16 protein-coding genes are annotated in these 14,705 nt (G+C 70.1%); 3 read left to right on the top strand and 13 right to left on the bottom strand.

Annotated elements, in window-relative coordinates; translation table 11 throughout:
• The first annotated feature begins 163 nt into the window (after nucleotides 1–163).
• On the top strand, nucleotides 164–826 hold the full coding sequence (locus AC6JBM_RS50145; protein ID WP_497980591.1) for a hypothetical protein: 663 nt from the start codon (nucleotides 164–166) through the stop codon (nucleotides 824–826).
• Nucleotides 827–1,462: 636 nt separating this feature from the next.
• Here AC6JBM_RS50145 and flhA read toward each other — a convergent pair.
• Nucleotides 1,463–3,514, bottom strand: coding sequence for a flagellar biosynthesis protein FlhA (gene flhA, locus AC6JBM_RS50150; RefSeq protein WP_497980592.1), 2,052 nt, complete (start codon nucleotides 3,512–3,514; stop codon nucleotides 1,463–1,465).
• 107 nt (nucleotides 3,515–3,621) lie between these two features.
• Here flhA and AC6JBM_RS50155 point away from each other — a divergent pair, with 107 nt between their 5' ends.
• Together AC6JBM_RS50155 and AC6JBM_RS50160 are read left to right on the top strand one after the other, a co-directional pair.
• The gene (locus AC6JBM_RS50155; RefSeq protein ID WP_497980593.1) at nucleotides 3,622–4,878 is read left to right on the top strand and encodes an EAL and HDOD domain-containing protein; all 1,257 of its coding nucleotides are present in this window, start codon (nucleotides 3,622–3,624) and stop codon (nucleotides 4,876–4,878) included.
• A 6-nt stretch (nucleotides 4,879–4,884) separates the two neighbouring features.
• Nucleotides 4,885–5,961, top strand: coding sequence for an EscU/YscU/HrcU family type III secretion system export apparatus switch protein (locus tag AC6JBM_RS50160; protein ID WP_497980594.1), 1,077 nt, complete (start codon nucleotides 4,885–4,887; stop codon nucleotides 5,959–5,961).
• Here the strand turns inward: AC6JBM_RS50160 and AC6JBM_RS50165 are convergent.
• From AC6JBM_RS50165 to AC6JBM_RS50220, 12 genes are all read right to left on the bottom strand, one after another.
• The gene (locus AC6JBM_RS50165) at nucleotides 5,951–6,718 is read right to left on the bottom strand and encodes a flagellar biosynthetic protein FliR (protein ID WP_497980595.1); all 768 of its coding nucleotides are present in this window, start codon (nucleotides 6,716–6,718) and stop codon (nucleotides 5,951–5,953) included. The genes AC6JBM_RS50160 and AC6JBM_RS50165 overlap by 11 nt on opposite strands.
• A complete protein-coding gene (locus AC6JBM_RS50170) occupies nucleotides 6,708–6,983 on the bottom strand; it encodes a flagellar biosynthetic protein FliQ (RefSeq protein WP_350619627.1) in 276 nt (91 codons plus the stop codon). The genes AC6JBM_RS50165 and AC6JBM_RS50170 overlap by 11 nt, the downstream gene beginning before the upstream one ends.
• Nucleotides 6,984–6,998: 15 nt before the next feature.
• A complete protein-coding gene (gene fliP / locus AC6JBM_RS50175; protein ID WP_350619629.1) occupies nucleotides 6,999–7,793 on the bottom strand; it encodes a flagellar type III secretion system pore protein FliP in 795 nt (264 codons plus the stop codon).
• Nucleotides 7,790–8,038: a flagellar biosynthetic protein FliO gene (locus AC6JBM_RS50180; RefSeq protein WP_350619631.1), complete on the bottom strand. Its 249-nt coding sequence runs from the start codon at nucleotides 8,036–8,038 to the stop codon at nucleotides 7,790–7,792. The genes fliP and AC6JBM_RS50180 overlap by 4 nt, the downstream gene beginning before the upstream one ends.
• A 79-nt stretch (nucleotides 8,039–8,117) precedes the next feature.
• On the bottom strand, nucleotides 8,118–8,867 hold the full coding sequence (gene fliN, locus AC6JBM_RS50185; protein WP_497980596.1) for a flagellar motor switch protein FliN: 750 nt from the start codon (nucleotides 8,865–8,867) through the stop codon (nucleotides 8,118–8,120).
• Nucleotides 8,864–9,829 (bottom strand): flagellar motor switch protein FliM, encoded by a 966-nt coding sequence (locus AC6JBM_RS50190; protein WP_497980597.1) that lies wholly within the window; start codon nucleotides 9,827–9,829, stop codon nucleotides 8,864–8,866. The genes fliN and AC6JBM_RS50190 overlap by 4 nt, the downstream gene beginning before the upstream one ends.
• A gap of 149 nt (nucleotides 9,830–9,978) precedes the next feature.
• Nucleotides 9,979–10,437 carry a flagellar basal body-associated FliL family protein gene (locus AC6JBM_RS50195; RefSeq protein ID WP_497980598.1) on the bottom strand — a complete coding sequence of 153 codons (459 nt, stop codon included), beginning with the start codon at nucleotides 10,435–10,437 and terminating at the stop codon, nucleotides 9,979–9,981.
• A gap of 15 nt (nucleotides 10,438–10,452) precedes the next feature.
• On the bottom strand, nucleotides 10,453–11,361 hold the full coding sequence (locus AC6JBM_RS50200; RefSeq protein ID WP_497980599.1) for an OmpA/MotB family protein: 909 nt from the start codon (nucleotides 11,359–11,361) through the stop codon (nucleotides 10,453–10,455).
• A 104-nt stretch (nucleotides 11,362–11,465) separates the two neighbouring features.
• Nucleotides 11,466–12,239, bottom strand: coding sequence for a flagellar motor protein (locus AC6JBM_RS50205; RefSeq protein WP_497980600.1), 774 nt, complete (start codon nucleotides 12,237–12,239; stop codon nucleotides 11,466–11,468).
• 5 nt (nucleotides 12,240–12,244) lie between these two features.
• Nucleotides 12,245–12,529: a flagellar FlbD family protein gene (locus AC6JBM_RS50210; RefSeq protein WP_350626666.1), complete on the bottom strand. Its 285-nt coding sequence runs from the start codon at nucleotides 12,527–12,529 to the stop codon at nucleotides 12,245–12,247.
• A gap of 16 nt (nucleotides 12,530–12,545) precedes the next feature.
• Nucleotides 12,546–13,769, bottom strand: a complete 1,224-nt coding sequence (locus AC6JBM_RS50215) for a flagellar hook protein FlgE (RefSeq protein ID WP_497980601.1) — start codon at nucleotides 13,767–13,769, stop codon at nucleotides 12,546–12,548.
• A 16-nt stretch (nucleotides 13,770–13,785) separates the two neighbouring features.
• Nucleotides 13,786–14,436, bottom strand: coding sequence for a flagellar hook capping FlgD N-terminal domain-containing protein (locus AC6JBM_RS50220; protein WP_497980602.1), 651 nt, complete (start codon nucleotides 14,434–14,436; stop codon nucleotides 13,786–13,788).
• Between the last annotated feature and the right edge of the window lie 269 nt (nucleotides 14,437–14,705).

Genomic DNA, 14,705 nt, shown 5'->3' on the forward strand with positions numbered 1-14,705 from the left:
GCCCGCCGTCGCCCGGCCCCACGCGGCGGCGGACAGACTCGCCGCGGCCGCGGGGCGTTCGGTGCGGTCCCGGAGCCAGGACGGCGGGTCCGCGGCCCGCGTGCCCCAGTGCTCGGCCTCGGCCCAGGCGTCGAGCCGCTCGAGCTGGCTCCAGTCCACGTCGATGGCCGGGGGAACCGGCAGTTCGAACCGCGCGGCCGCCAGCGCATCGGGCCGGGCGGGCGGTGGCGGCACATCGGGCCGGGCGGGCGGTGGCGGCACGGCGGCCGGCGTCTCGGCCGCGGGCGCGAACGGCGGCGCCGAGACAGCCCCGGACGCCGCAGCCGCGGAGGGCGCGGACGCGGGCGCGAAGCCTGCGGGCGGCGCGGAAGCAGGCGGCGCGGACGAAGCGTGCGGCGCGGACGAAGCGTGCGGCGCGGACGAAGCGTGCGGCGCGGACGAGGCGGGTGGCGCGGACGAGGCGGGCGGCGCGGAAGCGGAAGCGGGCGGCGAGGCCGGGCGGATGCTCGGCGGCGTCGCGGGGGTCCAGCCGGCGGGTGGCGCGGCCGGCGTGGCGGGCGGGGGAGCGGCGGCCTTCACCGGCGGATTGACCTCGGGCCGCTTGGCTTCGGGCGGCTTGACGGTCGCGGCCGGAGTCGGTGCCGTGGGCGGAGCCGGTGTGGTGGGCGCCTTGGCCGCGGGCGAGGCGGCCTTCGCGTGCGACTTCTCGGCGGCGGCCGGAGGAGTCGCGGCCTTGACCGCAGCCGACTTCGCAGGAGCCGTGGACGGCGCGGCGGACGCGGCGGACGCTAGCGCGGCGGACGCGGAGGCCGGCGCGCCGGGCTGAGCCGTGGCTTGAGCGGCTTGAGCGGCCTGGGCGGCCTGAGCAGCCTGGGTGGCCTGGGCGGCCTGAGCAGCCTGAGCAGCCTTGGTGTTGGCCTGAGCGGCGGCCGGAGGCGGAGGCGGCCGCAGGCCGAGCTTCGCGACCGGCTGCTCGGCCCCGGGCCGAAAGGGGCGCACCGACGGCGCCGCAGGCTCGGGCGCGGGGTCCTTCGGGCCCGAATGTTCCGCGGCCAGCAGACGGTTGAGGGCGTCGGCGGCGGTCGCCGGGCGATCGGGCCGTACCGTTGCCGCGCTTTCCTGGGCCTCGGCCAGCAATGACGCGAATGCGGAAGCCGCGGTCGGGTTTTCCCCGCGCCGCTCCGCCGCATCGGCCATCGCGGCCAGATCCTCGATACTGATCTGGCGTTTCGGCGTGTCGTCCTGGACCGTCGGCGCGGCGGATGATTCAGTGGTCTCAGCGGGGACGGAAACGGATTCCGCGGATTTCGAGGAATCCGGAACCTCGATGGTCAGCTCGTATTTTTGCGTGCCGAAAAGCCCGCCGACGCCACCGGAACGGACCTTTTCGGCCGAGATGATGACAGCGTCGGGCCCGTGCTCGTCGCGCACCTGCGCGAGCAGTTCCTCGAGGTCACGACCCTCAAGCAGCAACCGGGTAGGCACCGTTCACCACCCCAATAGTCTCAATTCGCAGCGTACTCCCGGTGATCTCTGAGTACGACAAAACCGGCAAACGCGGAAGCGCCATCTGCACCAGGCGGCGCAATGCGTTCCGCAGTTGTGGCGAACATACGAGCACCGGGCTCACGCCGCGTTCCTCGCCCTGTTCGGTGAGGCGCGTGAGGTCGGCCAGGATCGACTCGGCACGGCCGGTGTCGATGAGCAGCTGCAGGCCGCTGTCGGTGGGGCGCATGGATTCCAGCAATTGCTGTTCCAGTCTCGGCTCCAGGGTGATGGCGGTGAGCGTGCCGTCCTGCGAATAGCGGTTCGCGATCGCCGGGCCGAGCGAGGCGCGGGCCGCCTCCAGCAGCGCGTCCGGGTCGGTGGACTGCTTGGCCTGCAGTGACAGCGCCTCGAAGATGCGCACCAGGTCGCGGATCGGCACGCCCTCGTCGAGCATTCCGTGCAGGACCTGCTGGACCTGGCCGAGGCTGAGCACCGCGGGGGTGAGCTCCTCCACGACGACCGGGTGCGAGCGCCGGACCACCTCGGCTAGCGCGCGCACGTCCTCGCGGCCGAGCAGCCGGCTCGCGTGCACGCGGACGATCTCGGCCAGGTGGGTGATGATGACCGACGCGCGGTCGACGACCGTCGCGCCGGTGAGGTCGGCCTGGTGCCGCAGCTCCGCCGGGACCCACTTGCCGGCCAGGCCGAAGACGGGCTCGACGCCGGCCCGGCCGGGCAGGAAGTCCAGGCCGTCGCCGATCGCCAGCACGGTGCCGGGCGGGGCCATGCCGCGGCCGACCTCGACGCCGCTGATCCGCACCGCGTACGTCGACAGCGGCAGATCCAGGTCGTCGCGCGTGCGCACGGGCGGCATCACGATGCCCAGCTCCAGGGCGACCTTGCGGCGCAGCGCGCGCACCCGCTCCAGCAGGTCGCCGCCGCTGGCCTCGACGAGGTCGACGAGGTCGGGGGCCAGGGCGAGCTCGAGCGGGTCGACGCGCATCTCGCCCAGCAGCACCTCGGTCGGGTCGGGCGGCGGCGCCTCGGCCTCGGCGGCGGCCAGCTCGGCCTGCTCCTCCGCCGAGGGATCGACCTTCTTCGGCAGCCGCAGCGCGATGATCAGCACCCCGCCGCCGGCCAGCAGGAACGGCAGCTTCGGCAGGCCCGGCACCAGGCACAGGGCCAGGGCCGCGCCGCCGGCGATGAGCATCGCGGTGCGGTGCTGGCTGAGCTGCTTGCTGACCGTCGAGCCCATGTCGCCGTCGTTGGCGGAGCGGGTGACGATGAGGCCGGTGGCCACCGACAGCAGCAGCGCCGGGATCTGCGAGACCAGGCCGTCGCCGACGGACAGCAGCGAGTACGTCGAGATCGAGTCGGCCGGCGACAACCCCCGCTGGAGCATGCCGATCGCGAAGCCGCCGATCAGGTTGACCAGCGTGATGATGATGGCCGCGATCGCGTCGCCCTTGACGAACTTCGACGCACCGTCCATGGCGCCGTAGAAGCTCGCCTCGGAGGTGATCTCGGTGCGCCGCTTGCGCGCGGTCGCCTCGTCGATGAGCCCGGCGTTGAGGTCCGCGTCGATCGCCATCTGCTTGCCGGGCATCGCGTCGAGGGTGAACCGGGCGCCGACCTCGGCGACCCGCTCGGCGCCCTTGGTGATGACGATGAACTGGATGATGAACAGGATCAGGAAGATGACCAGGCCGACGATGAGCGAGCCGCCGACGACGAAGTGGCCGAACGCGTCGATCACGTTGCCGGCGAAGCCGTTGGTGAGCACCAGCCGGGTCGCGCTGATGTTCAGGGCCAGCCGGAACAGCGTCGCGATGAGCAGCAGCGACGGGAACGAGGAGAACTCGAGCGCGCGCTTGACGTACATGCTGACCAGCACGATCACGAGCGCGAGGGTGATGTTCGCGGCGATCAGCGCGTCGAGGATGAACGAGGGCAGCGGCACGACCATCATGAGGATGATCAGCACGATGCCGATCGGCACCACGTACTGCGAAAGCCGCTTCGGCACCGCCCGCTGTTCCTCTCCGGCCTGGTCGTTGTCCTACTGATCGGTGGCGAACGGGTACTTCTGAGGGTTTTCCTTCGGTTGCGCCGCCCGGTGCCGATCGGTGAGGCGTGCAGCCCGCAACAACCTCCTCCCGCACCGACTCCACCCAGCTCGTGCACATCGGCCGCCAGCCCATCTACGACTGGGGCGGGCACGTCGTGGGTTACGAGCTGCTCTTCCGCGGCGCCGCCGAGGACCTCGAGGCCGCCCGTCGCAGCTCCTACGCCACCAGCCAGGTCATCGTCAACGCGTTCACCGAGTTCGGGCTGGAGCAGCTCGTCGGCGGGCGCAAGTGCTTCATCAACCTGACGCGGGAGTTCCTGGTCGGGGACCTGCCGCTGCCGTTCGACCCCGACCACGCGATCCTGGAGATCCTCGAGACCGTCGAGATCGACGGGCCGGTGCTGTCGGGCACGGCCCGCCTCGTCGAGCAGGGCTACGAGATCGCGCTCGACGACTTCGTCTTCGGCCTCGGGCACGAGCGGCTGCTGGGGCTGGCCGCCTACGTGAAGCTCGACCTGCTGATCCGGGAGCCCGAGGAGCTGGCCGAGGTGGTGGAGCAGTGCCGGCGGTACCCCGGGGTGAAGCTCGTCGCGGAGCGCCTGGAGACCGAGGAGCACATCCTGCTCGCCAAGCGGTTCGGCTTCGACCTGCTGCAGGGCTACGCGGTCGGCCGGCCCCAGGTGCTCAGCGCCGTCGCCCTCTCGCCGTCGCGGCTGCGCCGGCTGGAGCTGCTCGGCGCCGTGACCGCCGAGGACGCCGACCTCGCCAAGGTCGTGACGATCGTGCAGAACGACCCCGCCCTGTCCTACCGCGTGCTGCGCGCGACGAACTCGGCCGCGAGCGGGCTGCCGCGCCGGGTCTCGTCCGTGCGTGACGCCGTGGTGCTGCTGGGCTCGGCGAAGATCCGCCAGTGGGCCGCGCTCATGCTCGTCAGCGACGTCGCCGAGTCGGCCAGCGAGGAGCAGCTGTCCAGCACGATGGCCCGGGCCCGGCTGTGCCAGACGGTCGCCGAGCGGCTCGGGCTGTCGGGGGAGGCGGCGTTCACCGTCGGGCTGCTCGCCGGGGTGGCCGAGCTCATCGCCGAGCCGATCGCCGAGATCGCGAACCGGCTGCCGCTGGCCGTGGAGATCGTGGAGGCGCTCGTCGACGGGCACGGCCGGCTCGGCCAGGTGCTCGCGACCGTGCGCGCCTACGAGCTCGCCGACGAGCAGGCCCTCGCGGCGTCCCCGGTCTCCTCGAGCGAGCTGGCACAGGCCTATCTGTCCGCGGTGGGCTGGTCGATGAAGACCATCGAGGGCGCGCTGGGCACCAGCGCGGGGTAGTGGCCGATGGCCGGTGAGAAGACCGAGCAGCCTACCGAGCAGAAGAAGCGGCAGGCGCGGCGCGAGGGCACCCGGGCCCGCACCCCGGACCTGGGCGCGTGGGGCGGGGTACTGCTCGCGAGCTTCCTGCTGCCGATGATGGCCCGCGAGCTCGCGACCCGCACCCAGGCGATGTTCCAGCGCAGCACGCAGGCGTTCACCGACCCCGAGCCGGCCAAGGCGCTGGAGCTGGCGAAGTCGGGCGCGAAGGACATGCTGATCGTCGCCGCGCCGATCACCGTCGGGCTCTTCGCGTTCGCCATCCTCGCGGCCGCGGCCCAGGGCGGCCTGCGCCCGGCGACGAAGCTGTTCAAGCCGGACTTCAAGCGCCTCAACCCGGTGAAGGGCCTCAAGAAGACCTTCGGCGGCCAGGCCGTGTGGGAGTCGGCGAAGTCGCTGGCCAAGGTGCTCGTGCTCGGCCTGGTCGTCTACAACACGATGAAGAGTCTGGTGCCCGCGCTGCTGTCCGCGACGACGGTACCGCTGCAGACCGTCATCGGCCTGGTCGCGAGCACCGTCCTGCACGTGGTGCAGATCGCCGCCGCGACCGGTCTCGTGCTCGCCTTCGCCGACTACTTCGTGGCCCGCCGCCGGGTGAACAAGCAGCTGAAGATGTCCAAGGAAGAGGTCAAGGAGGAGCACAAGAAGTCCGAGGGCGACCCGCACGTGAAGGGCCAGATCCGGGCCCGGCAGCACCAGATGGCGCGCAGCCGCATGATGGCCGACGTGTCCCAGGCCGACGTCGTGGTGGTGAACCCGACGCACGTGGCGGTGGCGCTCAAGTACGAGCCGGACAAGGGTGCGCCGAAGGTCGTGGCGAAGGGCGCCGAGCTCCTGGCGGCGAAGATCCGCGAGGTGGCCGCGGAGCACCGGGTGCCGCTGGTGCAGGACGTCCCGCTCGCCCGCGCGCTCTACGCCGCGTGCGAGGTCGGCGACGAGATCCCGGCCGAGCTCTTCGGCGCCGTCGCCCGCGTGCTCGCCTTCATCATGATGCTCAAGTCGAAGGGCTCGGCGGCGGGCCTGCACACGGCCCCTACGGATTGAAGAGCCGCAGCAGCAGGTTGACCGACTGGGTGGTCAGGTTGGCCATCGCGTTCGGCAGCAGCATCATGGCCGTGCCCACGATGCTCAGGGTCAGGAAGATCTTCGCGGGGAAGCCGAACGAGAACGGGTTCAGCGCCGGGGCGGCCCGGGTCAGCAGACCGAGCGCGACGTCCACGGCGAGCATGATGGCGATCAGGGGCGCCGCGATCTGCAGGCCGGCCAGGAACATCTGCCCGGCGCCCGTGGTCACCAGCCGGGTGAAGTGGGTCATCGACATCGTGCCGTTGAGCGGGATCGCGGTGTACGACGCCGCGAACCCGCGCAGGATCAGCTGGTGGGCGTCGGTGGCGTACATGATGGCCATCGTGATGAGCCCGTAGAACCGGCCGAAGACCGCGTTGCCCTGCAGGGAGAACGGGTCCATCGCGAACGCCAGCGTGAACCCGCCGACCAGGTCGATGAGGTTGCCCGCGATCTGCGTCGCGGCGAAGATCAGCATGGTCAGGAAGGCGATCGCGGCCCCCACCGCGGCCTGCTCGATCGCGTTGCTGACCAGGAAGGCCGTGGACATCTCCGACGGCACCTGGGTGGCCAGCTTCGGGGCGAGCGGCAGCGCGATCGCGATGGAGAGCAGGCCCTTCACCGTCGTCGGGGTGCCCTTGTTGCTGAACGGCGGGCACAGGGCCAGCCACACGCCCGCCCGGATCGAGGCCAGCAGGATCGCGATGACCGTGCTCAGCGAGAGGTCAAGCGCCATTGATCAGCGCGGGGATCGAGGCGTAGAGCTGCTCGGTGTATGCCACCATCTCGTGCAGCATCCAGTTGCCGGCGATCACCAGGGCGGCGCCGATCGCGGCCGCCTTCGGCACGAAGCTCAGCGTGCTCTCCTGGATCTGGGTGACGGACTGGAACAGCGACACCGCGAAGCCGACGACGAGCGAGGTGAGCAGGATGGGTCCGCCGAGCTTGGCGGCGATCGTCATCGCCTGCAGGGCCAGTTCGATGATCTTCGTATCGGTCATGTGGAACCTCGGCAATCAGCCGCGATAGCTCGCCACCAGCGCGGTGAGGATCAGCCCCCACCCGTTGACCAGCACGAACAGCAGCAGTTTGAAGGGCAGGGCGATCGTGACCGGGGGCAGCATCATCATGCCCAGGGACATCAGGGCGGCCGAGACCACCATGTCGATCACCAGGAACGGGATGTAGATGACGAAGCCGATGATGAACGCGGCCCGCAGCTCGGAGAGCACGAAGGCGGGAATGAGCGTCGTCAGCGGCACGTCGTCCTTGTTCTTCGGGGCGGGCCGATCGGCGATCTTGGTGAAGAGCGCGATCTCGTCCTTGCGGGTCTGCTTGAGCATGAAGTTCCGCAGCGGCTCCGAGCCCTCCTTGAACGCCACGGACTGGGTCTTCTCGCCGTGCAGGTAGGGCTGCACGCCCTCCTTGTTCACGTCGGAGAGCACCGGCGACATGATGAACAGGCTGATGAACAGGGCCAGCCCGGCGATGACCTGGTTGGGCGGCACGTTGCTCAGGCCCATGGCGTTGCGGGTGATGCTCAGCACGACGAAGACCTTCGTGAACGAGGTCATCGTGAGCAGGAGGGCCGGCGCGACCGACAGCAGTGTCAGGGCGACCAGGATGGTGATCGACTGACTCGGTTTGACCCCGTTGACGTCGATGTTCACGCTGCCGTCGGGGTTGCCGTCGATCGCTGGGGCGCTCGGCGGGGCGGGCGGCTTCGGGGTCGGGACCGCCTCCGCGATGCCCGGGGACGCCAGGACGAACAGCGCGAGCATCAGCAGTACGACAGCAGCCAAACGCTTCACGAGGCGCTCTTGCGGATCAGCTTGAGCGCCGGGGCGAGCGGGTTCTCGACGGGCTGTGGCTCCGGGAAGAGCGCGGCGTCCGCGTCGGCGAGCAGCGAGACGCCCGCGTCGCTGACGCCGAGCACGAGGGCCCGGTCGGCGACCTTGACGACCGCGACGGACGAGCCGCGGCTGAGCTGCTGGCGTGCCACCACGGTGACGGCTCCTCCACTGCGGCCGCCGAGCGGGCGTCGGGCGATCCGCATCAGCGCCCAGAGTATCGCGAACACTACGGTGAGTGAGCAGAGTACGCGCAGTACGAGTTCCATCGTGGTCGCTGCCGTCCTAGGCCCGGTCGCTCGGGCCGACGATCTCGGTGATCCGGATGCCGAAGTTCTCGTCGATCACGACCACCTCGCCGCGGGCGATGAGCCGGCCGTTGACGAGCAGGTCGGCCGGGCCGCCGGCGGCGCGGTCGAGCTCGATCACCGCGCCGGGGGCCAGGGAGAGCAGCTCGCGCACGCTCATCCGGGTCCGCCCGAGCTCGGCCGTGACCTCCATCTCGACGTCGTGCAGCAGGTCGAACGCGGGCGGGCCGCCGCGGGCCCGCTCCGAACGGTCCGCCGCCCCGGCGTCGCCGCCGTCGGCGCCCAGTACCTCCGCCGCGACCGAGAGCCCGACGACGGCCTGGACCCCGAGCTCACCGGCCTCCAGCGGGACCAGGACGCCGCCGGCGGCGACGAGCTCCGCGAGGGCCTGCGCCGGCTGCAGCAGCTCGCCCGGGTCGACCACGACGGGCCCGAGGACGGCCGCGGCCGCCTCCAGGGCCGGGCGCACCGCCTGGCTCAGGTCCAGGCTGCCCATGGGCGAGTTGGCGAGCGCCTCGACGAGGTCCTGCGTGACGACGATCGCGACCTCGCCCTGCGCCGCCCCGGCGAAGCGGGCCCGGACCGCCTGGCCGGTGATGGCGAGGTCGTCCGCGTTCTGCGTCGGCACGCCGACGGAGAGCGGGGAGCTGGCGGGCAGCAGTGCCACCGCGGCCTGAGCGGCCGCCTCGGCACGGGCCAGCGTGGCCTCGTTGGTACCGATCGTCATCGGCTGGTCTCCTCAGCGCGGTTCATGCCGAGTTGTCCGGCGGGCCGGTGGGTGGGGCGCTGCCCCGGCTGGGGGCTCGGCACCACCAGGCAGGCCATGCGGTTGCCCTGCGCGCCGGGCACGGCGTAGGCGAACGTGATGTCCGCGGTGACCACGGCGAGCGGGGTCGACGTCGAGTGCGCCAGCGGGACCACGTCGCCGGGCTGCAGCCCGACCAGGTCCGCGGGGTGCATCCGCACCGGCTGGAACCGCACGGAGACCTCGATCGGCGCGCCCTCCAGGCCGGCGACGACATTACGGTACGCGGCCTCGCGGGCCGCCCGCTGCGCGTCGGTCAGCACCGTGTCGCCCCGCTCGCCCTGCAGCTTCGGGAAGATCGACCCGAACGGCAGGCAGATCGTGGCCATGCACTCCTCGCTGCCCACGCGCATCTCGAACGACGACACGATCACGGCGTCGGAGGCGGCTCCGGCCTGGGCGAACTGGGGGTTGTACTCGATCGTCGTCATCTGCGGCCGCAGCGCCACGATGCCCTCGAAGGCATACCGCAGCTCGCCGAGCGTGCGATCGATGAGGCCGTGCAGCAACGGCATCTCGATGTCGCTCAGCGGACGCTGTGGCTGGGGGCCGCCGGGGCCGCCCAGCATGTGGTCGATGCAGGCCATGGCCGTGCTCAGGGAGAACTCCAGGATGGCGGTGCCGGGCAGGGGGTCGATGGAGAACATCGCGACGACCGTCGGGCTCGACAGGCTCGAGATGTACTCGTCGTAGGTGAGCTGTTCGATGGAGATCAGGCTGATCGACGACACGGCGCGCAGGCTCGTGGTCAGCAGCGTGGCGTACTGGCGGGCGAAGGTCTCGTAGGCGATCTGGAGCGTCCGGATGTGCTCCCGGGAGAGCTTGGTCGGGCGGCGGAAGTCATACGGCTCGGGCCCGGAACTCTTGGACCCACGCCGGTGCATCTTGCCCGGCGTGCGACCACTCCCGGTCGCGGACGTTGACTGCGTCACTCTCTTACCATCGGTCTTTTCGGGTGCAGGTTGACGTAAAACGGCCGAAACGGACCTGAAGGTTTCCTCCGAAACCTCCAGGTCCGCGCCGGTGCCTCCCGCTACTGAATCACAAACGTGGTGAAGTAGACGTCCATAACCTCTTTCTTCTTGTCCACCGTGTAGGCCTTCACGACCTTCTCGACCAGGGCCTTCTTGGCCTTGTCGCGGCCGTCGGCGGTCAGCAGGGCGTCCTCGCTCTGGTTGCTGAACTGCTCGATGGCGATGTCGAGGGCCTTGGAGCCGTCCGGGGCCTCGGCGGCCTCGGTGGTGGCCTGCAGGGTCATCTTGAGCTTGAGGTAGTGCCCGTCGGCGAGGTTGATGGTGATCGCGTCGAGCACGGAGACGACGCCGGGGGTCGGGGCCGGCTCGGCCGCGGCCTTCTTCGGCGCGAACATCATGTAGCCGCCCACGCCGCCGCCGATCAGCGCGACCAGGGCGATCGCGACGATCATGATGAGCTTCTTCTTCCCACCCTTGGCGGGGGTCTCCTCAGCGGTCTTCTCGTCCTTCTCGGCCATGGGGTGCCTCCTTCGTCAGCTGGTGGTGGTTGAAGCCGAGGGCAGCAGCGCCCGGGTGTCGGCCGGTAGGTTGGACAGGACGATGACCTCGACGCGGCGGTTGAGGGTTTCGGCGCGTGGGTCGGTGGTGGGGTAGAGGGGTTTGGTGTCGGCGTAGCCGGTTGCGAGGAGGCGGTTGTCGGCGATGCCGGCGTCGGTGTGGAGCATGCGCACGACGGCGGAGGCGCGGGCGGAGGACAGTTCCCAGCCGGAGGGGTAGGTGCCGGTGCCGCCGGAGAGCTGGTTGGTGTGCCCGTCGACTTCGATCTTGTTGGGCAGGGCGGCGATGGCGGGGCCGACGCTGTCGATGATCTGTTTGCCGGCGGTGAGGAGGTTGGCTTCGTTGCCGTTGAAGACGATGCCGGTGGTGACGATGGTGACGACGAGGCCGCGTTCGTCGACGGAGTATTTGACCTGGTCCTGGAGGCCTTGTTTGGTCAGTTCCGCGGTGATCTCGGCTTTGATTTTCTCGTAGCTCTGGATTTCGGCCGCGGCGGCGGCCTGGCGCTTGGAGGCGTCGGAGCGTTCCTTGGCCTGTACGGCGTCTTGGATGGCGGTGGCGTCGGAGGTGGTGCCGCCGATGCCGGAGGAGAGGTCCATCGGGCTGTTGGAGTCGGAGGACTCCATGAGGCTGGCCTCGCCGCCGTTGAAGGCGACGGAGGGGTTGCCGAAGCCGACGGCGAGGCCGTTCTTGAGCTCGGCGAACTTCTTCTGGTCGACCTGGGAGATCGCGAACAGCACGATGAACAGCACCATGAGCAGGGTCATCATGTCGGCGTAGGACACCAGCCACCGCTCGTGGTTCTCGTGCTCCTCCTCCTCGTGGCCGCCCTTCTTGTGCTTGGCGTGCGCGCCGGCCTTCGCCGCGTGTCCACCACCACTCATGTGCGGCGGCCCCCCTTCAGGTCGTTGTAACGCCGTCGGGGATTACATCGGGCCGATCGCCCGACACCGGAGTGCCGGACGGTTGCCGAGTCGGTGTGGGCCGGTTACGCGGCCTTCTCCTTCTCCTTGGAGGCGCCCGGAGGCAGGAGGCTGCGCAGCTTCTGCGCGACCAGACGCGGGTTGGCACCCGCCTGGATGTTGATGATGCCGGCGATGACCAGCTCCATCTGCCCGCACTCGATCTCGGACAGGCGTTTCATCTTGGCGCCCATCGGCAGCCACATGACGTTCGCGGACAGCACGCCCCACAGGGTGGCCACGAACGCGCCCGCGATCAGGTGGCCCAGCTTGTCGGGCTGGCTGAGGTTCTCCAGCACGTGGATGAGGCCGATGACGGTACCGATGATGCCGATCGTCGGCGCGTACCCGCCCATGGCCGTGAAGATCGCCGCGGCCTGCTTGTCGGCCTTCTTCTTCGCGTCGACCTCGGCCTCCAGGATCGCGGCGAGCTCCTCGGAGTCGGTGCCGTCGATCGCGAGCTGCAGGCCCTTCTTCAGGAAGGGGTCCTGCACCTCCTTCATCGCGTCCTCGAGGGCCAGCAGACCCTCCCGCCGTGCCTTCTCGGCCAGCTTGACGATGTCCTCGACGAGGGAGTCGTACACCGCGGACTTGCTCAGCAGCACCCGCTTGAACGAGTCGACGAGGCCGATGGTGTCCTTGAGCATGCCGCCGGCCATGGCCGCGCCGAGGGTGCCGACGAACACCAGCACCAGCGGCGCGACCAGGAAGATCGAGCCGGGACTGCCGCCCTCGAGGATCATCGCGGCGAAGATCGCGACGAAGGCGAGGACGATTCCTGCGAGGGTTGCCGGATCCATGATGCCTAGCGCTCCCGACGGTGCAGACGGACGACGTTGGTCTCTTTGACCCGCTCGGCGGCGGCCTCGGCGCGCTCGTCCGGCGTCTGCCCGACCAGGTGCTGCGCCTCGACGACGACCGAGGCACGGTACTGCCGCACGAGCGCCACGAGTTCGGGCAGCGACTCGGCGACGAGGTACTTGGTGCCGTCGACGAGCGTGATCACGGTGTCCGGGGTGCAGTCGGCCCGCTCGACCAGGTCGGGGTTGAGCGCGAACACCGGGCCGTTGAGTCGGGTCAGCAGAATCACGGCGCCCTCCTAGGACTTACCGCTTGAGGTTCACCAGCTCCTGGAGCACGTCGTCCGACGTGCTGATGACCTTGGAGTTGGCCTGGAAACCGCGCTGGGCGACGATCAGGTTGGTGAACTCCTGAGCCAGGTCGACGTTGGACATCTCCACGGCGCCGCTCTGCAGCGTGCCGAGGCCGCTGGTGCCCGGGGCACCCACCTGCGCCAGGCCGGAGTTGACGGTGAAGCGGTACAGCGAGTCGCCGGTCTTCTCCAGGCCGGGCGGATTGTTGAAGTTCGCGAGCGCCAGCTGGGCGATGGTCTGCTTGTTGCCGTTGGAGAACACGCCCACGAGCTGGCCGTCGGGGTTGATGCTGAACGACTGCAGCGTCGCGGCCGGCGCGCCGTTCTGGGAGAGCGGCTGCACCGTGGTGTTGCCGGTGTACTCCGTCAGGCCCGCCAGGTCCACGCCGATGCCCGAGCCCGAGGCCAGCGGGTCGTACATGATGCCGACCTTGGTGGCGCCGTTCTTGTCGGTGAACGTGGGCCCGGTGACCTGCCCGTTGGATCCGAAGGTCAGCGCGGTCGGGCCGACGCTGTTCGTACCGTCGGACAACGTGACCGACCACGCCCCGCCCGTGAAGTCGAAGGTCTGGGTCAGGTTGACCGTGTTGCCCGTGACGTCGTACGTCTTGATGGACCGGGTGATCGTCGAGGGATCGGGCGCGTTCGCCGGCAGGTTGCCCGCGATGACCACGGTGTCGGTGGCCGTCGGCGCGATGAGCGTGCCCATCGGCAGGCGGATGTCGCCGAGCGGGGCGTTGCTGTTGACCACGCCGTTGACCGCGGGCCAGCCCTGCACCGCGGCGCCGGTCGGGGTGACCAGCTTGCCCTCGGCGTCGAAGTTGAACGCGCCGGCCCGCGTGTAGAGCTGCTCGTTCACCGAGTTCACGACGAAGAAGCCGTCACCGGAGATCATCACGTCGGTGGCCCGGCCGGTCGTCTGCGCGGAGCCCTGCACGAACGTGGTGTTGATCGCCGCCAGGCGCACGCCCAGGCCGACCTGGGCCGGGTTCGTGCCGCCGATCTCCGGCTGCGGGGCGCCGGCGGAGCGCATCATCTGGCTCAGCGTGTCGGCGAAGACCGTTTGCGCGGACTTGTACCCCACCGTGTTCACGTTGGCGATGTTGTTGCTGGTCACGTCCAGCATCTGCTGGTGCGCGCGCAGGCCGCTGATGCCGGAGAAGAGTGAGCGGAGCATGTGGGGTGGTTTCCTTTCAGGACGCGGGCTGGCCGGGCGCGGGTCGGGCCGGCACTGACGGGTTCGTCCCCGCTGGTTGCTGCTGGTGTTGCTGTTGCTGTTGCTGCGCGCCGGGCTGCGCGGGCTGGCCGTTCTGCACGGGCGTGTTCTGCGCGGCTGGTGGCGTGTCCTGTGCGCCTGGCTGTGTGTCCTGCGCGTTTGGCTGTGCGGGTTGCGCGTTTTGGGTCGCCGGCGGGGTCTGGCCGTCCGACACCTCGGTCACGCTCGCCAGGGCGATGTCCGTGTTGCCCACGCGCAGGGTGGGAGGGCCGCCGGTGAAGAACTTGGCCGACGACACGACGCCGGTGATCGGGTGGCCGTCCTTGTCCGCGTACGTGACCGTCTTGCCGATCAGGTTGCTCGCCCCGAGCTGGAGCTGCGCGTTGAGCATGCTCTGCTCGGCCGTGGCGAGGTCCTCGAGCTTCTCGACCGTCGTGAACTGCGCGGTCTGCGCCAGGAACTCGGAGTTGTCCATCGGCTTGCTCGGGTCCTGATACTTCAGCTGGGCCACGAGCAGCTTCAGGAACGCGTCCTTGCCCAGATCGCCGCCCGGTTTCGCGGGCTTGTCCGGGTCCTGCTTCGTGGTCGTGGCATCGGTCTGCTTGGTCGGTGCGTACGTCTTCGGCACGTAGTCGGCGACGCTGCCACTGACCGGCGTCGGGGCGGTGATGGCGCACTCCCTTGTTCGGTCCGGTGCGCGGCCCGTCCTGCTGGGTCGCGGTGGTGCTGGTGTTGCTCGGCCCGCGGTGCGGCGGGTGCTGCTGGGTCGCGGTGGTGCTGGTGTTGCTCGGCCCGCGGTGCGGCGGGTGCTGCTGGGTCGCGGTGGTGCTGGTGCGGTGCCGCTGGTGTTGCTCGGGTCGCGGTGGTGCGCTGGTGTTGCTCGGTCGCGGCGGGGCC

Source organism: Dactylosporangium thailandense (assembly GCF_059739745.1).